General features: G+C 44.2%; 16 protein-coding genes. 5 read left to right on the top strand and 11 right to left on the bottom strand.

Annotated features, from left to right (window positions below; genetic code table 11):
* Positions 1 to 125: 125 nt before the first annotated feature.
* From AAHF22_RS12500 to AAHF22_RS12485, 4 genes are all read right to left on the bottom strand, one after another.
* A complete protein-coding gene (locus AAHF22_RS12500; protein WP_347325356.1) occupies positions 126 to 1,589 on the bottom strand; it encodes an SWIM zinc finger family protein in 1,464 nt (487 codons plus the stop codon).
* A gap of 320 nt (positions 1,590 to 1,909) precedes the next feature.
* On the bottom strand, positions 1,910 to 2,698 hold the full coding sequence (locus AAHF22_RS12495) for an SMI1/KNR4 family protein (RefSeq protein WP_347325355.1): 789 nt from the start codon (positions 2,696 to 2,698) through the stop codon (positions 1,910 to 1,912).
* 287 nt (positions 2,699 to 2,985) lie between these two features.
* Positions 2,986 to 3,759, bottom strand: a complete 774-nt coding sequence (gene aroD / locus AAHF22_RS12490; protein ID WP_347325354.1) for a type I 3-dehydroquinate dehydratase — start codon at positions 3,757 to 3,759, stop codon at positions 2,986 to 2,988.
* A 633-nt stretch (positions 3,760 to 4,392) separates the two neighbouring features.
* A complete protein-coding gene (locus AAHF22_RS12485; protein WP_347325353.1) occupies positions 4,393 to 5,424 on the bottom strand; it encodes a potassium channel family protein in 1,032 nt (343 codons plus the stop codon).
* A 322-nt stretch (positions 5,425 to 5,746) separates the two neighbouring features.
* Between AAHF22_RS12485 and AAHF22_RS12480 the strand changes: the two genes are divergently transcribed.
* Together AAHF22_RS12480 and AAHF22_RS12475 are read left to right on the top strand one after the other, a co-directional pair.
* A complete protein-coding gene (locus AAHF22_RS12480) occupies positions 5,747 to 6,358 on the top strand; it encodes a TVP38/TMEM64 family protein (protein ID WP_347325352.1) in 612 nt (203 codons plus the stop codon).
* 173 nt (positions 6,359 to 6,531) lie between these two features.
* Positions 6,532 to 7,152, top strand: a complete 621-nt coding sequence (locus tag AAHF22_RS12475) for a TVP38/TMEM64 family protein (RefSeq protein WP_347325351.1) — start codon at positions 6,532 to 6,534, stop codon at positions 7,150 to 7,152.
* A gap of 257 nt (positions 7,153 to 7,409) precedes the next feature.
* Here AAHF22_RS12475 and AAHF22_RS12470 read toward each other — a convergent pair whose 3' ends face one another.
* The 4 genes from AAHF22_RS12470 to AAHF22_RS12455 form a co-directional block, all read right to left on the bottom strand.
* Positions 7,410 to 9,023 carry a gamma-glutamyltransferase family protein gene (locus tag AAHF22_RS12470; protein WP_347325350.1) on the bottom strand — a complete coding sequence of 538 codons (1,614 nt, stop codon included), beginning with the start codon at positions 9,021 to 9,023 and terminating at the stop codon, positions 7,410 to 7,412.
* A 237-nt stretch (positions 9,024 to 9,260) separates the two neighbouring features.
* Positions 9,261 to 10,133, bottom strand: coding sequence for a phosphotransferase family protein (locus tag AAHF22_RS12465; RefSeq protein ID WP_347325349.1), 873 nt, complete (start codon positions 10,131 to 10,133; stop codon positions 9,261 to 9,263).
* Positions 10,134 to 10,545: 412 nt separating this feature from the next.
* Entirely contained in the window at positions 10,546 to 11,217 is a 672-nt protein-coding gene (locus tag AAHF22_RS12460) for a deoxynucleoside kinase (RefSeq protein ID WP_347325348.1), read from the bottom strand.
* A complete protein-coding gene (locus tag AAHF22_RS12455) occupies positions 11,195 to 11,836 on the bottom strand; it encodes a deoxynucleoside kinase (protein ID WP_347325347.1) in 642 nt (213 codons plus the stop codon). The genes AAHF22_RS12460 and AAHF22_RS12455 overlap by 23 nt, the downstream gene beginning before the upstream one ends.
* A gap of 270 nt (positions 11,837 to 12,106) precedes the next feature.
* Here AAHF22_RS12455 and AAHF22_RS12450 point away from each other — a divergent pair, with 270 nt between their 5' ends.
* Complete coding sequence (locus AAHF22_RS12450; protein ID WP_347325346.1) at positions 12,107 to 12,460, top strand: DUF805 domain-containing protein; 354 nt, start codon at positions 12,107 to 12,109, stop codon at positions 12,458 to 12,460.
* A 147-nt stretch (positions 12,461 to 12,607) separates the two neighbouring features.
* Here AAHF22_RS12450 and AAHF22_RS12445 read toward each other — a convergent pair whose 3' ends face one another.
* The 3 genes from AAHF22_RS12445 to AAHF22_RS12435 form a co-directional block, all read right to left on the bottom strand.
* Entirely contained in the window at positions 12,608 to 13,285 is a 678-nt protein-coding gene (locus AAHF22_RS12445; RefSeq protein ID WP_347325345.1) for a Na-translocating system protein MpsC family protein, read from the bottom strand.
* A gap of 214 nt (positions 13,286 to 13,499) precedes the next feature.
* On the bottom strand, positions 13,500 to 14,210 hold the full coding sequence (locus tag AAHF22_RS12440) for a Na-translocating system protein MpsC family protein (RefSeq protein WP_347325344.1): 711 nt from the start codon (positions 14,208 to 14,210) through the stop codon (positions 13,500 to 13,502).
* Between the two features lie 120 nt (positions 14,211 to 14,330).
* The gene (locus AAHF22_RS12435; protein ID WP_347325343.1) at positions 14,331 to 14,708 is read right to left on the bottom strand and encodes a response regulator; all 378 of its coding nucleotides are present in this window, start codon (positions 14,706 to 14,708) and stop codon (positions 14,331 to 14,333) included.
* Positions 14,709 to 15,721: 1,013 nt separating this feature from the next.
* Here AAHF22_RS12435 and AAHF22_RS12430 point away from each other — a divergent pair.
* The gene (locus tag AAHF22_RS12430; RefSeq protein ID WP_347325342.1) at positions 15,722 to 17,029 is read left to right on the top strand and encodes a stalk domain-containing protein; all 1,308 of its coding nucleotides are present in this window, start codon (positions 15,722 to 15,724) and stop codon (positions 17,027 to 17,029) included.
* Between the two features lie 1,088 nt (positions 17,030 to 18,117).
* Complete coding sequence (locus AAHF22_RS12425; RefSeq protein WP_347325341.1) at positions 18,118 to 18,939, top strand: TraX family protein; 822 nt, start codon at positions 18,118 to 18,120, stop codon at positions 18,937 to 18,939.
* Positions 18,940 to 19,157: the final 218 nt, after the last annotated feature.

Raw genomic sequence — 19,157 nt, 5'->3', positions numbered from 1 at the left:
GTCCTTGTGTCCTTGTGTCCTTGTGTCCTTGTGTCCTAATATTATGCTTTCCCTGTAATTAAATAGCAGCATTCACATGGCACCCACATGGCACCCCTGCTCAACAACATTTCAGACATAATCATTCAATACAACAGGCGAATGATCTCATGTTCACCAATGATCGATAATGGCTGAAATACAAGTTGCCCTGTGTCTACACGATGCTGGAATATGCCTAACCAGACCGCATCCTGTAATCCATGCTGCGCGATATACGGCAATAATGCTGTTGTGCCAGCTATAGGGAAACTATGATCCTGTACATCGCCCAGTATTAAGGATTGATCCTGCTCATCTGTAACATACAGCTCACCGGACTCTGTCTTATAGGTTGATTTCACATACAAAAGCATCGCAGGATGAGCATCAGCGAGCGGATTTTTAAGTTGATTTTTTACCGTTTTGATGGCATCGGCATAGCTTCGTTTCGCCCCTCGACGAACGCGTTCAAGCAGCTCCGGATTTAACGCACTAGGAATTTCGCCTTCCCAGCGTATGCGCGGATTCAGATCACCTGGATAACGATACCAATTGTTGAGCTGCACACTTCCTGTATAACTATCCTCTTCGCGCAAATGCTTGACTGCACGGTAAGGGCGATAGTTAAATGTGCGCCAGATCGTATCTCCATCCGGTTCCATCCAGTAGCCCAGATCGACAAACTCCTGTCGTCCTGCATCGTCATAGCTCACAAAAGCAAGCTGCACCAGTTCAGACGCATTCTGCTTCAATCCATATTGCCCCAGCTCGGCTAGCTGCCATGTATGTCCAAGCCATTCCTCAATTGGCGATTCGATATCCAGTGCCAGCTCGGTATCTTCAAGACGTGCCTGTAAATGTGTGCGTCCTTTTTGCACTAGCGCCTGAATACGAGCCAACTGTTCGACTTCGGCGGTATAACGTTGCTCTGGGTCGGACTTGTCTGCCAGCAGCAGTGAGAGACGACGCAGCTCATTTTGGGCACCGGACAGATAATAGTTGCCCATCTGTTTCACATGATCGTTAATATTTTTAATAACCTGCTTGTCCGCTGTACCGAGACCACTTCGCACAAGCGACAGAGTTAACTTTTCCAATAGATCTAAACCGTCCAACTGTGCCTGAATTTTCTTTTTCAATGCATTTTTACTGCTCGTTTTTTTACGTGCTGATTCTGCCGGTGTTGAAGCTGTTTGCTGACGTTCTTCCTTCTTCTCTTCACGCTTTTCCATTTTTTCGCGTTTACTTGCGATATCTTCAGGAATCGGTGCTTGTTCAAACGTTTCACCGGCTACATACGCATACATAATTGCCAGCGCATGTTTACATGGAAACTGACGACTTGGGCAGGTGCAACGAGACACCGGCTTATCCTGCTGAACAAAATCAACGGAACATTGATAATTACTTTTCCCACTACCCGCACATTCGCCAAAAATCAATGTGTCATCAGCTGTACGATATAGCGCTACCAATTTCTTTTTTTGCAGCAATCCCCGGGCATTTTTTGCCGCTGCTGCGTTAGGGGCAAGACTGTCTATGTACTGGTCATCAATCGTAATTGCCATCAGATGAAGCCTCCTTTAGTTACTTGCATATGAGGCTGCCGACGAATAGGTCATACATCAGGCTAAAGTATAGATTCATGCTGTTCATTTCATATCAAGCCTGAATACGATCATCCGACAACAGCAGATGTTATACGGTATCAACATACATACGGCATATTCAGCATAAAATATACGGGGCAGATATCAAGCAAGCAACCTACCGATCGCATGATAAGTACGACTATCGTGTACTGATGACTTGTGCAATTCGTTTATCTGCCCATTCACAATATAATATATATTCATTATAGAACATTTGTTCCTATTTTTAAAGTGTATTATTTAATTCCAGCTGCGTGTAGCTGCCGACGGATATGCTCAACGAATGCGACTCCACCATCTGTACTTTGAGATGACTCATAAAATAAAGCCACTTCATTGCCATAAGCATAGTTAAAGCGGATATACCCCTCCAGCGCCCGATAAAATAACTTGCCCGTATGCACAGTCTGCATGTTCAAATCAGGCTCATACTGGTTCGCCAGTTGAGCTGCCACTGCGCGTAAATAGCTCTGCTTCCCTTCCAATGTATTTATAAAACCATTGACAGCCCAATCCTGATCCAGCACATCTTCTGCATGCAGCATCAAAAATTCATGCTGTTGCCTTCCATTCCACGGTTCAAAATAAGACTCGTGCAAAGCCGACGGATACATCTCTCCATACAAACGCTTTAGCTGTTGCTTCATAAAATCTTCCCAGACCAGATCCTGCCACGCTACAGCTACAATTTGCTCTGAGTGGCGTGGCAACCAGAAACCTCCTGTTACTTCACGGTGCAGCGCCAGCATATCACCATCGACTGTGCTAGCAATGACCACACATTCAGTCAGCTGACTCGCTGTAATGGGACTATTGTGCCCATGCTCCCACAGCCCATATTCCGCAAACTCCTGCAATCTTTCCGGATCAGGCATTTCCACATGAAACAGATCATTATACGTGCCCTGACCATATTCCAGTAAAAATTGACGGTACGCTAGCGGCAACTTGACTGCATGTTGTTGCTCCCATGTGTCCAATTCCTCGGCTGCACATCGATGTCGGTGTGAAGATACCCTATACATAAGCCAATCCCCTTTCTTATACAAATGGATGTGACCAAACTTATTGAATGGCAATGGACAATCCTTTCTTGCTAACGCTTCATAACACTTCCTTTTATTCTATTCCCGTCATTTTTATTTGTATTATACATGTCAATATAAGAAAAATCCTCCACAGCATCCATGTGGAGGATTCAGAAATAACGTTGCAATGGGATAGCACTCATTCATGACATTGAAATTAGCGCTGAAATTCAAATAGCGTGTACAACTATGGTGAGTGAGTGAGTGTAACCGGTACAGCTATATTACAACTGGTTATGCAGTAAATTCAGCACATTACGTAACTCGGACACTGGAATTTGCCCAGGAGCCGACGCACGTTTGGCAGCGCCAAATGTTAACGCTGAACCAAACAGCTCACCAGCCAGTCGGCTGATCACACCTTGCCCACCCATCGACATCGTAATCAGTGGACGTGTAGCATATTGCTCCTTCATCGTGTACGTCGCTTCCATCAGCGCGAGTACGTCAGCAGGCGATTGCGGCATCACTGCAAGCTTTAACAGATCGCCACCAAGTGCCTGTGCTTTGCGTAAACGTGCAATAATCTCCTCTTTAGGCGGTGTCGCTGCAAAATCATGATTGGAAATAATAACAGGCACATGATGTTGATGCGCCTTGTCTACAATCGCACGCACATATTCCTCTCCAATCAACAGTTCTACATCGATCAGATCGACCTGACCAGAAGCTGCCACAGATTGATTAAGCTGTACATATTCGTCGATAGCGATGTCCGTTTCTCCACCTTCACGTTTCGTGCGGAATGTGAAAATGAGCGGCACCGATGGCAAATACGCACGAATTTCCAGTAATGCTGCACGCACACGCTCAATATGATGAACATGCTCAAAAAAATCGACACGCCATTCCACGACATCCAGATCAGCCGTCTGCAAAAAGCGTGCTTCCTCCTGCAATTGCTCGGTCGTCCGGCCAACCAGCGGTACACACACTTTAGGCGCGCCTTCGCCGATGACAACGTGTTTTACGATAACAGGCTTATATTCGTTCGTCATGGGACAAGCTCCTTTTCGACAATGATTTGCAAATGAGTTCAGGCAGACCTGATGACGTTGCTTGCTTCAACAATGAATGCGACGGAGCGAGCAAAACGATACCCGATGCTCACACTGGATGTTTTCACAACGTAAGCATGACATTTTACGACGCGAACGGTAAAGAGACAGTAAAGGAGTATATGTACAGGAAAAGCAGGTCTCATTTACACTGACTCGCTGGACAGGGGCCTGGCTCATGCGTATTGAACCTAGTATACCTGTTATTACGCTGATTGAGAATGGCAGCACCTTTTTAGCACAGTCCGAATCCCTCGCATCCCTTAGTATAACAAGGACGCAAATTTCCCATATATGATATGGACATTCGCACTTCCTGCTACAATACAAGGGATCAGGAATTGAGTTATACTAGGATTTTGACAGTGAGTAGTATACGCATCCGTTTATTTTAGAGGATTGGTTTCGTATAGCTACTGCTTACTATTATTTCATTTACTATTATTGTTAGTTATCGTTATTGACGATGATCATTCCGTACTATATATTCGCTACATGTTCTCTTAGTTCCCCTGATAGCTTTATCACGTGAAAAGCATGCGCAACTAGCCTGAACAACGATAATTCATATATTTATTGCAGTTCATTAGAGCGAATACCTTTAATACTTAAATAAGTAACATCATCACAAAGTACAAATAGCTTCGCTTCCGCTGGAATCGGCTGATGAAGCTTGCGGTTAATCGTCATATCGTTGCGATCACTAATCAGCGTTGCCCCTTCAGCCAGCAATGTGTGAAATGCATCACCATATGTATGCCACTCTGGACGCAGCTCTACCTGGAACAGATCCTCGCCATACCGTCGATTAAGTAGCTGATTTATAATATCATTATTGCCTTTTTGCAGGGCTGAGCGTACAGCCAGCCGCGAGATCGCATCATGAGATAATACAAATTCATTAATATGGACATGGCGAAAATTTTGAATATGATTTTCCAGCATAATTTCAACGGTTGTATGTACCTGTGGAGCGGTACGTTCAATGCTGGAAGCGACAAGCAGCGACTTTCCATCTACAAGTGAAGCGTCATCAATACGCGCATCTGCGAAAATAATGGCGGATTGTGCGGTTGCAATACTTGCCTGCACTAGCGTTTCTTCTCTCGTTGGATCTCCATTTACATAATGCACCTGTGGATGATCATACGGATGCTTTTCCAGCTGATCAATAATCAAAATGTCCAGCTTCGGATTACTGGAAAATAGCTCATCAATTGCATACTGCGCTTTTTTGCTCCAATTAATGATGACGATATGCCCGTGACCGCTATAACTCAATTTGCCCGCATCCCTTCTACGATTGTATTCGCCCATCGAATCGATAATTTTCCCGATAATCAAGCTCAGCAAACCGATGCCAAAAATATACAAGAAAATCGTAAACACTTTACCCGGCACACTTTCCATAAAATAATCGCCATACCCAACAGTAGCCATCGTGGTGAGTACCCAGTAGAGCGCATTAAACCAGTGTCCAAATGTGTTCGGTTCTAACGTATACGCAATGACCGAGCTTAGCATAATAAAGAGCAACGCTGTAAAAGCAAGCACCGATTTGCGCATTCGTATAATTCGGCGCGACAACTGAATAATAATATGCATGATCGTATTCCTTTCCTGTATCGTTCCCTAACTGCTGCATGCAGGCTACATTCACGTTTACTTCTGCTTCCACCTATACTCTTACTTCCACCTCCACCTTTATTTTTACTTTTATTTCCACTTTCACTTTCACTTTCACTTTCACTTTCACTTTCACTTTCACTTTCACTTTCACTTTCACTTTCACTTTCGCAAATTGTCTCAAGTTCGCCCAGACTCTGCTACCTCGGCAAACGTCAAATCAGCTATAATAAGAGCAATTGAAGACGGGATGCCCTTCGTGGCAAATGCCTGAATGTTGAATGAAGGAGTACGTAAACGCATGGAGCTTTCAGTATCCGAATGGCTATCTTATATTACCGAAGACAATTTAAAACGGTGGATGAATGAATATCGGTCGATGGGACCGCTCATCAGCATCCTGATTCCGTTTCTCAAATCATTTATTCCACCGATGCCGACGATTGTTGTGCTTGGTGTGAATGCGGCTGTATATGGGCTGTGGCTAGGGTTTCTATATTCGTATATCGGCATTATGACCGGCTCACTGGCTGCTTTCTTGATCATCCGCAAGCTATCCGAGCACCGTTTACTTCAGCGTATCGTGAACAAACCACGGGTCGAACGCACTCGACTTTGGATCAGAGAGCATGGATTCACCTATGTATTTTTGCTCAGTCTGTTTCCGGTGGGACCGTTTACAATGCTCAATGTGGCGGCTGGACTTAGCGGCATTCGGTTTCGCTCGTTTTTAATCGCCATTTTGTTCGGACGCGGTGTGATGGTATTTGCCGTTTCGTTTATTGGCGCTGATCTGGCGCTCTATTGGGAACAACCGTGGTACATTGCCCTTGTGGTGCTGTTTATTGCTATATGCCTGATCATTAGCCGTAAAATCGAAGCCTTTTTCAGTCAAAAGGAGCAGACATCATGAGCTGCTTCTTTTCATTTGGCGGATACACAATCATGTAGTGAATACACGATCATCTGGTTCCTGAGCCATCAGCTTATCAACGTGTTAAATATTTATTTCCATACACGCTCCTGCTGTCATAGTAGCTACGAAAGGGTAATAGGGCTATATATTACGGAAAGGAGAACGCCGCAATGGATATGACTTTACTCGCAACGTTAACACCGACAGCAGATAACACTATGGCGGATTGGGTGGAACAATATCGCTCGTTCGGGCCGCTGGTCAGCATCGTTATGGCATTTCTGCTGTCATTCATTCCACCATTGCCTACACTTGCTGTTATCGGTGTCAATGCCGCAGCTAACGGATTATGGTATGGCTTTATCTTTTCCTGGGTCGGTGTTATGCTCGGCATTATGACCGTGTTTATTCTGGTACGCAAGTTGTCACACTGGTCTTTCATCCAGCGCATTGCCGAACGTAAAAGTATGCGCAAAAGCCTCGGTTGGATCGAAAAGAATGGTTTCTGGTACTTATTTCTGTTCAGCTTGCTTCCATTTGGTCCCTTTACCGTGATGCACGCTGCCGCTGGATTGAGCGGTATTTCGCTGCGTTCCTTTGTGATCGCCTCAGCTACTGGACGCGCTGTGATGATCTTTGCCGTTTCGTATATCGGTTCGGATCTGGATAGCTATATTGAGCATCCGTGGCTACTATTGCCTGTCATCATCTTTCTCGGTGCTGGGCTATGGCTGGCCAAACAGTTAGATAGCTGGATGAACAAGCACAGTCAGGAGGGAGCGGCTTCCTGACTGTGCTTGTTTTTAGTTTTTTGTTAATGGAGAGTACGGAAGGCGTAGCCAAGAGTATATGAAATCCACTTCCATTCGACGAGTGTACGAGCGCAACAGTCGTGCTCTTTCTTGCTTTTCTTTAAACGACGAAGAAACAGTGCTCTTTCTTGCTCTTTCTTGCTCTTTCTTGCTCTTTCTTACTCTTTCTTGCCCTTCCTTATCCCCTACTTTCTCCACTCTTCTATAACTATATTTTCCCTCCACTCTTTTCTCCACTACCACGAAGCAATAGCGCCATCTGTGCGCGATTCGGTACCGCCAATCAGCACACCATTTTCTTCATCCCGTACAATAATTTGTCCGCGTCCAAAGCCGCCGGAACTGTTCGCACGCCGAACCATATGCCCCTTACGCATTAAACTCTGGGCGAGATAGTCCGGAAAGGATGGCTCCACTTCGATCACTTTGCCCTCCAGCCACTGCCAGCGCGGAGCATCCAATGCCGCTTGCGGATTTAAGCCAAAATCGATCATATTCATAACCATTTGCACATGTCCCTGCGGCTGCATAAATCCACCCATCACACCAAATGGGCCAACCGCACGCCCCTGCTTCGTCAAAAAGCCCGGAATGATCGTATGATATGTCTTTTTGCCCGGCTCCAACCGATTATCATGAGTTGAATCCAGCGAAAAGGAATGACCCCGATTTTGCATACTAATACCTGTACCCGGAATAACGATACCGGAGCCAAACCCCATATAATTACTTTGAATATAAGACACCATATTGCCTTCGTCATCGGCAGTTGCCAGATAGACGGTTCCACCTGCCACAGGCTTGCCTGGCTCTGGCTGAAGCGCTTCGTCTCCGATCAGCGAGCGACGTTCTGACGCATACTGCTCTGATAGTAGATCAGCTGCAAGCACCGTCATTTTATCCTCTTGCGTAATATATTTTAATCCATCTGTAAAAGCGAGCTTCATCGCTTCCCATTGCCGATGATGCGTCACTACCGTATCACGCTCGGTAAACGAATAACCTTTTAATATATTTAGTGCCATTAATGCAATCAGTCCCTGACCGGCCGGTGGAATCTCCCATACATCATAGCCGTGATATTCAACTGAGATCGGTTTTACCCATTCCGGCTGAAACGCAGCCAGGTCTTGTTTGCGTAAATAACCACCGTATTGCCGGGAATGAGCATCGATCTGCTCTGCTAGTTCTCCCTTATAAAAGGAAGCTGCTCCACTCTCCGCAATACTGCGTAAAGTCGCCGCATGTCCAGGCGAGCGCCACAATTCTCCGATACGCGGTGCACGTCCATCCGGAGCAAATGTATGGAACCAGCCCTGATAAGCGTCATCTTGCAGCATCTGTTTAAATCGTTTAAACGTCAAATCCCAGTAGTAGCCCAGCGTGGGTGAGATGGGAAAGCCATACTCTGCATAATGAATCGCAGGAGCAAGCACTTCGGTTAGTGGGAGACGCCCGAATGTTCGAGATAACTCATTCCAGGCTGCTGGCGTACCGGGGACAGTAACCGGGGTCCAGCCATAGGTGGGTATTTCCTTATGACCGGCTGCCTGAACCGCTTCCACAGAGATCGATTGCGGTGCTGGTCCATTTGCATTCAAACCGTGTAGCTCATCCTTGATCCATACCAGTGCAAACGCATCGCCCCCGATTCCATTGGACGTTGGTTCGACAACGGTTAGACACGCAGCCGTAGCGATCGCCGCATCAATAGCATTGCCGCCTTTTTTCAAAATATCCAGTCCCGCCTGTGCCGCCAGCGGCTGCGAGGTCGCGACCATGCCATGACGTGCGTACACAGCATTCCGTTGAGAAGGATAAGGATAGTACAGTGGATCAAAGGTTATCATGTTATCGCCTCCAGCTTTATTGATGTGGTGAAGTGTCAGACTGTGTACGTAAACGTAAGTCATACGCAGGCACCCGTGCGGTAAACAATAAATAGCTAGGCTTCGATATCGTACAGAAACTTACAAAGTACGCGTACATTGTAAATTGCTGTAGGCAAAGGTCGCCATTTCTCCCTTATTCCCTTCGCGTAGTAAAGTGTCGTTGACATCTACACAAGTTTCTATAGACGCCATCGTCTATTTTCCGATCCATTTCGAAAATAGATCCGTATGCTGCTGTAGCCACTTATTATGTTGTACCAGCTCCTGTGCTCGCTTACGCGCACCAGGTATCCGGGGAGTATGTCCTTTCTCGTACTGCATCAGCCAGCGTAAAAAAGCAAGTCCTGTAAATGCATCCAACTGATCATTCGCCTGAGGTTGTATGTCCAGATACGTCTGGCGAAACACACGCTCATAACGCGGTGACACGTAAAACTGCAAAATAAGTAACGCCCACGCCAGATCGAGACGCGCATCCATCTGTTGCACATTCGTCCAATCGATAATCGTATACCGTGCACCATCGTATACGATATTGGCGAGATGATAATCCCCATGAATGATCGATGGTTCTCGCCACTGAATATGCCTAATAAGCTCGTCCAATGCATCCGATAGCTCGGCATACTGATCGATTCCACTGTAAAAATAACTTTTTTGCCCGTATGCAGGTATGTCTACCTCTTGCAGTTCGTCAGTAGCAAGTTTGTGTAGACCGGCAAGCTCACGTGCCAGCAAGGATACATGTGGCGTAGTGATCTTGCGAATAGGTTTTCCATCATAACTTGTAAGTAATACACCGTGATCTTGATATGTACCATATCCATACACATTGGATACAGCCAGCTTATGTTGATGTAGCATCGATAACACATTATATTGTAACTCCATATCTGGCTTCGATTCTCTATTCCACCATTTGAGCACATAGGGCTTCCCACCTGCCAGCAGTTTGAACACCTGTGCTTCAAATCCAGGCTCCAGCGTTTCGATCATACAATCGTCTGTCAGCAAAATTTCTAGCTCAGGCGAGCGCACTTGCCAGCAAATATCAGTTACATTCTCCATAGGAGTCTCCTTATCTATCTAATTATAAGCTATCATGTTTGATATACAGATGATGTCGACAGCATAGAATGAATCGATTATCGCTTTCATCCTTTTATTTGACAAGCATAGTATACGCCTTTTTGACGAATGAAGGTAATCGCTTCCACAATTGAATCGCTCTTGCTTACGACCGGATCACCTGTACTGGTATACGAGCCTTTATTCGTCTGTTACTCTACAAGAAAAGGCACAAATTCGATATCATATCGAACTTGTGCCTTTCATGTATGAGGTTGTTTACGCAAACGTATAGGCAGATGAGGCTATAGCCTCTCTTCCTATTGCTTCGCGGAGTGGTGCATGTCTCACCACCTACGTTTACATACGCTAGCTTATCAACCTACCTAATCAGTACAAAATATGTGTCGACTCAGCCCGGTACATGCAGCTTCTTTTCCGCTCTCACATTAGCTACAACGATACTAATCTGACGCAAAATCTCGTCCATCGAAGCCGGATCATTCACATCATATTCGTCGATATTCAGACGCAGGATTGGACAAGCTGTAAATTCATTGATCCATGTTGCATAACGTCCATGCATCTGCTCCCAGTACGAACGATCCGTATCGATTTCCATCTGGCGTCCGCGCAGCTGAATGCGGTTCAGAATCGATGGCAAGCTGCCTTCCAAATAGACGAGCACATCGGGATGTGGGAAGTATGGCGTCATCACCATCGCCTCAAACAGACTTGTATACGTCTCATAATCAGTGACCGACATCGTACCTTTATCGGCATGCATTTTGGCAAAAATGCCGGTATCCTCATAGATCGACCGATCCTGTACAAAGCCGCCACCCGCTTCAAAAATTTGCTTCTGCTCTTTAAAGCGTTCGGCTAGAAAATAAATTTGCAGGTGAAAACTCCAACGCTCAAAGTCATGATAAAACTTTTCCAGATACGGATTGTGATCCACTTTTTCCAGTGAAGTTTTAAAATTCAAACGCTCCGCCAGCGCTGACGTCAGTGTCGATTTACCGACACCTACCGTACCGGCAATCGTGATCAGCGCATTTTCAGGTATGTTGTATTCGTTCATGTATAAGCTCCTTTAAATCGGTAGCAATCTCATTGAACTGCTCCCTGTTTTCCACAAAATCAATCGTGTCGCCATCGATCGTAATAATCGTCGTATCCGGCTCACGCTCAGCAATCGCTGCCATCGCTTCATCGTAATCGAGAATTAATTGCTCCAAATAAGCGGTATCCATGCCCAGCTCAAAAGAACGCTGGCGTTTGGCAATCCGGCGTAGCAATGTATCCAGACTGGCACGGATATAGACGATCACATCCGGCTTCGGCAAATCATCGGTTAGCAGATGATAAATTTGGCGATATTTCTCGCGTTTAACGCCTTTTAATGTACGCTGAGCAAAAATCATATTTTTATAGATATGATAATCGGCAATAACCGGCTGATTGTTAGCAATGTACTGAATACCTGTATCTTCAAGCTGCTTATACCGATTACACAGGAAAAACATTTCTAGCTGAAAGCTCCATTCATCGATATTTTCATAAAACTTACCGAGAAACGGATTTTCCTCTACAATCTCCTTGAGAATCGGCAGCTCAAGCTCTTGCGACAGCATCGTGGACAGTGTTGTTTTACCCGCACCAATCGGGCCTTCAACGGCAATAAATGGGGGTTGATTCATAAGGTGTACGATCCTTCCTAATTCACATGGTCGTGCATAGACTTTAAGTATTGTATCACGAAAATAAGCTTTGACCAGTGTTAATTACAAACGAAATCATAGGAAATTACTTTAGATAGGTGTCTAGGACCAAATAACTGATTTTATTATCATTGCAGTTTTTATGTAAATAAAAGGGATAACATCCTAAATAAACATTCACTTTACTGTATATGTATGGTATATATGTAATGCTTTAAATAAATACATAGATTGTAGGAGGAATAGTAAGTGAGTTGGTACTTAAAAGTTTTAAAAGATTATGTTAATTTTCAAGGTAGAGCAAGACGTAAGGAATACTGGATGTACACACTGATTTCGATCCCAATCGTACTAATACTTTTGTGGCTGGAATCTCTGATTGGTCTTAACGGCGTACTGACCGGTCTGTATTCACTCGCGGTATTTCTGCCAGGACTGGGCGTAGTCGTTCGTCGTTTACATGATACCGATCGTAGTGGCTGGTGGGTTCTGATTGCGCTCGCTCCATTTGTTGGCCCGATCATTCTACTCGTATTCATGTGTCTGGAAGGCAACCCGGGAGACAACCGTTTTGGCTCCGATCCGAAGCTATTTGCTGAATAACTCGTTTGCTTAGCCATTAGCTATACGTAGCTATACGAAAAGATAACAAAAAGGCGGTGTGGAACATTCCACATCGCCTTTTGTTATCCAATGGCTCTCTCGACAACACCTTTACTCATCGATCACCCATACGTTCCACGTCATCATCTAATCAAAAATATACAAAATAATACCGTCATCTCTGTCAAAATCCCAATCCAGGTACAGCTCATGCTGAGACTTACCGATATGTTCCTGCGTGTTCAGCTTCTCTGTAATCAATCGCTTTTCCAATCGGCGTTTAGCGGTTTTGAGCACATCCAGATGACCCAGTTCGATCAACTCTAGCTCAATAAGCTTCGTAATGCCGCGACGATATACACATAGAATCGAAGGATCGACCCACCAGGAATCGATATGCTCTGGACGCTTTTGAATCTTTTCCAAAATATTTGATAATTCTCCCTCTAACGCAGCTTTACCTTCATAATGGGGAGCCTGCTCGTTTGGATGAACTTCGATCAGCCCTACGATAATACCAGAAGCATTATGTACACCCCAATCGTAGTACATATCGCTAATCGGTAGTCCCAGCTCTTGCTGAAGAAAATTCCGCAAGTCTTCCAGTACTGCGTTCATAATGAGTTCACGCGTATAACGAAATGTTTCCTCTTCGTTGTGCACAAGCAGAAAATCCTCGACCGGACTTATAAAATTGCGAAGCTGAAACACAATAGAGCGTTCAGATAGCACAATTTTGACGGACTGTGGTCCTTTCCCAAAGCGACTACGAAGCAACTTGGTTACATATGAAGTGGACTGACTAATCATTTCCTTATGTTTCAAACGAGTACACCACCATCTATAAAATAGTATCGTTTCTGTGTGTCTCATGCTGAAATAAAGGACGTGCATGGAAAGTATGGATTATAGACAGTATACCCTTCTAACAGAAGCTTGACGATATTAGGAACGATAATGGGGCAAAAGGGTTTATAATTTTACCGCGATGATGCGCTGATTTCCAACGAAAGTCATAGACCGATCCAGACGATGACGATTACCCTTCCTGTCGTATCGATTCTGTCGTCATATGGTCTTCAAAGAGATAAATGATCATGCTGTGATCTTTATCAAAATTCCAATCCACATACAGATCAGCGATTTTTTTGCCGACAATCTGCTCGATATTCGTCTGCTTGGCTAGCAGCCTTTTCTCCAGCTTGTCCTTGGTCACTCGCAACATTTGCTCATAACCAAGCGTAATAAATTCCTTTTCCAGCAAAATGGTCGTGCCGCGTCGAAAAATGAACAGCATACGTGTGTTGATCCACCAGGAATCAATATATTCAGGCGGCTTTTGCAAAGCATTGGTCGTCTGAATAATCTGTTGATGAATCGCCTGCTTCTGCTTATAGTCTACAGCCAGTGAAGTTTCTGGACCAAGCAGCGCCACAATAACACCGGAGGCGTGATGCAGTCCCCAGTCATAATACCAGTCAATGACATCCATATTCAATTGGTGCTGTAGAAAGCTTCGTAACTCAGGCAGCAAAGATTTCATAATCAGGTCGCGCGTGTAGCGAAACGCCTGCTCCTCCTCCTGACTGATCAGAAACTTTTCCACAGGGCTAATAAAATTTTTCAAATGAAATACGACGCAATTTTTGCATAAATGAATCGATACCGATTCCGGTCCTTTGCCAAAGCGATTGCGTAATAATTTCGTAGTGTAGCTAGTAGCTTGTGTGATTATACTTTTTGCATTCAATGATTTATACACTCCACGTTTTAAAGAGTTGGAATACCTGATTAATTGTTGGGGATCGCTCGGTACAAGCAGATCGTACAGAATGGTACACAGACTCTCTGCACGCTGCACCGATGATGATCATCCGTCCAGTTCTCGGCGCAGATGATGAGTAAAGCTAAGTAGATGAAGCGGCTTAGTAAAATAACGATCAAAGCCTGATCGATATGCCCGGACAATATCTTGATCCATCACGCAGCCACTCACAGCCCAGATGGGAGGCGATTCATGTTCGGATGGTTGTTTAAGCTTCTCTGGAATGGTGTATTCCTCGGTAATCGGAAGCTGGATATCAACAAGGACAAGTGCAGGCGCGTCTTCTTCTAGCCTGGACATGGCTTCGCTGCTGTTACATGCCTGAATAAGTGTGACATGCGGAAATTTTTTACTGAGCAGGTAACGAACCAGTTGGAGATTGATCGGATCCTGGCCAATATATAACATCGATTTGGATTCCATATCTTTGACCTCCTTTGTAAAAAAAATAGACCGAAGCCGGGCTATGGATGCCCAGGCTTCGGCCTAATCTCAGCGCATACGCGATGTCTGAATTATTACCGAATACAATATGATTTTATTATAAAATAATGGCTACCAGACGAGCCGCTAGAGTTTACTCAATCCAAGAGTCGTTGACGAACATTCCGCAAGGTGTCCCATCGTGATGATTTGTCCGGCAAAATACAAGGTTGCAAATGCAGCATCATGCGATTATGTTTCTTCATCTAGCCATATACTACCCGGCGTTACGGCTCTTTTTCCAGCAGTACGGTTATACCCTTTCGAAAGATAGCACAAGTTCCGGGTTTCATTGATGGCATGTTTCGGGTCAAGCTTTCATTTCCAATTGCCCATACGATCTGCTTTTCGAAAGATAGGGACCACATCTATGCTTCCATAATCAGCGAATCGTCTTGGTATTGAACATGATCGTACATGATAATCATGCCCTGAACACCAGTGTACTCTAATCCTAATATAACCGATATATGTTTAAATTTAAATGGCTACCATTCAATTCCTTCTGGTCGCTTGCTCAGCTTCAATTTACATACTTTTAACACTTCATAAGTGTACCTGATTTCATATCGATTTGTATGCAAAAAAATCAAATTGGTTCGACATCTGATAAAGAGAGGTCAAAAGATGTGCCTCGCTTCTGATACTTTCCTCCTCTATTTCTCATAAAAACAGCAATTATGACATAAATATCAGGATTTGTATAATTCTTTGTAGGTGGCGTTCTGGTAAAATAAGAACGTTAGGTTGGAAAAGGGAGATTTATTTTAAGGGGGATTTAAGAGCGCAGTGTGAGAAGGTTAATAGATCCTGATCGGCTTTAGAATGTCCCTATCAAATAGATGCAAACAGGCTGTGTAGTCTAGCAGCGATTTGGGGGCATAACGGGCTGATTTATTTTAATTTCCGAGGGTATACCTTTAGAAATCCAACATACAATGAGGAGGTTTATTATGAAAAAATGGTTACTCGCTTCGTCGCTCACTCTTGTTATTAGTGCAGGTACATTCGCATTCCCGGCTGCCCACGTACATACCGCAGAAGCCGCCGTTCCAAGTACAACTATTATGTTAGACGGCTATCCATTGCCCTTTCCTACGGCACCTGTGATCAAAAATGGAGCAACACTTGTACCCTTCCGCGCCATTTCCGAAGCGCTCGGTGTACAGGTAAGCTGGAATCAAACTGCCCAAACGATTACAGCTACAGCCACAAATCATAACAGCACTACCAACAGCACTACCAACAGCACTACCAACAGCACTACCAACAGCACTACCAGAAAAATTGTGCTTACGATGAATAGTAAAATGGCAAGCGTCGATGGAAAAAATGTATCCCTTACCATTGCTCCGCAAACGATTAACAATACGACGATGATTCCGCTTAGCTTTTTCAGCCAACAATTCGGAGCAACGGTGAACTGGAATGCTGCTACACGAACGGTCGCGATTACTTCACCGATTAAAGATTTGTACACGATGGGTTTCTACGCCATCTCTTCGTATGATGAACGCGCGCATGTACCGGATTTGGATGCAGTCGCCTATGGTTGGAGCCGGATTACAACAGATGGCGAGTTCTCTACTACCAGCACCGAATACAAATGGCCGCAAGCAGCTGGCACCGATACACCAGAATCGCTCATCCAAAATACGGCTGCCAACGGCACCGCTCCTTACCTGATGGTCTATGCCGTTGACGGTCATGGCGAATTAACCCGTAATCTGGAAAATCAAGAGCTGCAAAATCGTACCATTCAAGCGATGATCGATACCGCTACTGCCAAAGGCTTTAAAGGCATTTTGCTCGATTTTGAAGGTCTCGGCTGGAGTGGAGACAAAGCAAAAGCGCGGAGCGATTATAATGCCTTCGTTCAAAAACTATCGACTGCGGCACATAGCGCAGGCTTAAAGCTTACCCTTGCTCTGCACCCACTGAATAGCTCGTATACAGGCTATGACTATAAGCAACTGGGCTTACTTGCAGATGACTTGATTATTATGGCTTATGATTATACAGATAAGAAAAGTCCAGAACCGATGGATAAAGTGAATGATGCCATTCTGATGGCATTGCAAAACACTTCCCCTGCAAAACTCATACTTGGTATCTCCTTGAGCAGTGAAAATGCAACTAGCGTCAATGCCAAGATCGGACTGGCTAAGCGTTATCAACTAAAAGGTGTGGCTTTATGGCGCCTCGGCATTATCGGACAAAATAACTGGGCTGCTATGCAGAAGTCGATTACGTTTAAATAAGAAGGGGAATAATGAAAGTTATACTGGCAGTTGTACTAGGACGTGTAGGCAAACTCGTATACCTGTAAGCAGCACTTCACTGCGGAAAGCGACACAGGAAGCTATCCGGCGATTGGATGCTCAGGAACGTTCAATCCATACTATCGCATGGAGAGTGACTACGGATCACGAATATTTGCAATGCCTTTAGACACTTTCAATCCACACCTTCGCACGAAGAGTGACTACGGATTAGGAATACTTGCAATGCCTTTAGACACTTTCAATCCACACCCTCGCACGGAAAAGAAATAAGGGGTAAGAATAATTTCTGATGTTAGCGATTTCCTAACACGAGGTTCAATGAAAAGTGATTTTTGCAGAGCAAAATATGTTACGGCTTCAGTTCATCTGGAGATTGAGCAGCATGAAATAAGCGTAAGAAACCAAACAGTTCGTTGAGAAATGGAAGCATTTGAATAACAATAGGTGACAGTATAAGGCCGAGTAACTTTCCTGCATCAAATCAGTGTTCTAGTACCTTGACCGAGATTCATTTGAGTTTTGAAAATGGGGCGAGACTCGAAATGTAACCATTTCAACATATAATCAAAACTAGTATTTAATCTGGTTAACGTACTAGCTTTCATATCGATCAGTATCAGTGTGCTAGAATTGCGAAATTGCTGCGCCAGTTTGGGACGGTGCTGATTTCATATCGATCAGTGTGTTAGCTCTCATATTGAGTGTCTATGTGTACCATAGCATGTCTATATGGAGAGTCAGCATGCAGTAATGCTAATATGCAGTAATACTAATAAGTAGTACCAATAGGATACGCGATAATTACAAACCAGGAGCGCTAACTTACTAAACTGTAAGGTGTTTTTTAAGCTCATTCGACTAAGAAGAACCCTCTGTATTCGATATTACGCGATAATCACCAGACTACGAACGCTAGCTTACTGAACTGTAAGGTGTTTTTAAGCTCATTCGATAGGAAGAAACCTCCCTATTCGATATGCTGAACTCATGAAAAAGAACGGTCCCGACGGTGGACTGTTCGAACAATCTGAGTTTAGCCCATTATCAAATTAGGAGGTTTTTTTATGTCTACATTGCCTGTTTTAAACGGTTCATCTTTTCGTCTGAATAGCTTTCAACTGAAACTGATCGGTATGCTACTGATGGTGTTCGATCATATTCATCAATTTTTTCCAGCCGATGTGCCTGTCTGGTTTAACTGGATTGGACGGATCGTCGCCCCCATCTTTCTGTTTGCGAGTGCAGAAGGATATCATTACACACGTAGCAAATGGAAATATATGATGCATCTGTACGTTGGTTATGTGTTAATGGGCATCATTAGTATGCTACTCCAGCGTCAATTACCATCGGATAATGCACTGATGAATAATATTTTTGGTACGTTATTTTTATCTGTACTCTACATGCTGTTGATCGATTGGCTGGTAGGAGCGATCAAGGCGCGTAAATATGCTCAGATGGCAGCAGCTGTGATCGCATTGCTGTTACCCTTTATTATCAACCAGGCTGCACTTCAGCTACTCACTTCATCCGCATTGAATAATCCCTGGGTTCTTCAAGCGTTCATTTATGTAAATCTAATTATTCCCATCCCTGCATTTGTTGAAGGTGGATTTGTATTTATTATTTTAGGTGTGCTGTTCCATCTGTTACGCCAGAAACGACTATGGCAAATCGTTGTGTTAGTTGCGGTATCCACATTCGCCGCATGGGCAGGCGGTTTTGACCTTTGGGTAAACTATCAATGGATGATGGTATTCGCCGCTATTCCGATCGCTTTGTATAATGGCGCAAAGGGACGCAATATGAAGTATTTGTTTTATGTATTTTATCCTGTTCATATTTATTTCCTGTATATACTGGCGTACTGGCTTGGGAAATAAATGAAGTGGGGATCGTGCGTTGGTGTTTCCGTGAGTAAACACGGCTCTTTACATATGTATTGAGTCGAACAAATAGGCACTTTTTTTAGAAGGATCTAAGGAAAGTGCCTATTTACTTTAATGTGTTAAATCAGATAGTGCTTTTAGTGCTTTTAGTGCTTTTAGTGCTTTTAGTGCTTTTAGTGCTTTTAGTGCTTTTAGTGCTTTTAGTGCTTTTA

The sequence above is a fragment of the Paenibacillus wenxiniae genome (assembly GCF_039822605.1).
Lineage (GTDB): Bacteria > Bacillota > Bacilli > Paenibacillales > Paenibacillaceae > Saccharibacillus > Saccharibacillus wenxiniae.
The sequence above is the reverse complement of the archived record's forward strand: the minus strand, read 5'-3'. Positions and strand labels throughout refer to the sequence as shown.

What these genes read in the sequence shown, in the direction of transcription:
- AAHF22_RS12500 (WP_347325356.1), bottom strand. Translation starts at nt 1,589, where the DNA reads ATGGCAATTACGATTGATGACCAGTACATAGACAGTCTTGCCCCTAAC.
- AAHF22_RS12495 (WP_347325355.1), bottom strand. Translation starts at nt 2,698, where the DNA reads ATGTATAGGGTATCTTCACACCGACATCGATGTGCAGCCGAGGAATTG.
- aroD (WP_347325354.1), bottom strand. Translation starts at nt 3,759, where the DNA reads ATGACGAACGAATATAAGCCTGTTATCGTAAAACACGTTGTCATCGGC.
- AAHF22_RS12485 (WP_347325353.1), bottom strand. Translation starts at nt 5,424, where the DNA reads ATGCATATTATTATTCAGTTGTCGCGCCGAATTATACGAATGCGCAAA.
- AAHF22_RS12480 (WP_347325352.1), top strand. Translation starts at nt 5,747, where the DNA reads ATGGAGCTTTCAGTATCCGAATGGCTATCTTATATTACCGAAGACAAT.
- AAHF22_RS12475 (WP_347325351.1), top strand. Translation starts at nt 6,532, where the DNA reads ATGGATATGACTTTACTCGCAACGTTAACACCGACAGCAGATAACACT.
- AAHF22_RS12470 (WP_347325350.1), bottom strand. Translation starts at nt 9,023, where the DNA reads ATGATAACCTTTGATCCACTGTACTATCCTTATCCTTCTCAACGGAAT.
- AAHF22_RS12465 (WP_347325349.1), bottom strand. Translation starts at nt 10,133, where the DNA reads ATGGAGAATGTAACTGATATTTGCTGGCAAGTGCGCTCGCCTGAGCTA.
- AAHF22_RS12460 (WP_347325348.1), bottom strand. Translation starts at nt 11,217, where the DNA reads ATGAACGAATACAACATACCTGAAAATGCGCTGATCACGATTGCCGGT.
- AAHF22_RS12455 (WP_347325347.1), bottom strand. Translation starts at nt 11,836, where the DNA reads ATGAATCAACCCCCATTTATTGCCGTTGAAGGCCCGATTGGTGCGGGT.
- AAHF22_RS12435 (WP_347325343.1), bottom strand. Translation starts at nt 14,708, where the DNA reads ATGGAATCCAAATCGATGTTATATATTGGCCAGGATCCGATCAATCTC.
- AAHF22_RS12430 (WP_347325342.1), top strand. Translation starts at nt 15,722, where the DNA reads ATGAAAAAATGGTTACTCGCTTCGTCGCTCACTCTTGTTATTAGTGCA.
- AAHF22_RS12425 (WP_347325341.1), top strand. Translation starts at nt 18,118, where the DNA reads ATGTCTACATTGCCTGTTTTAAACGGTTCATCTTTTCGTCTGAATAGC.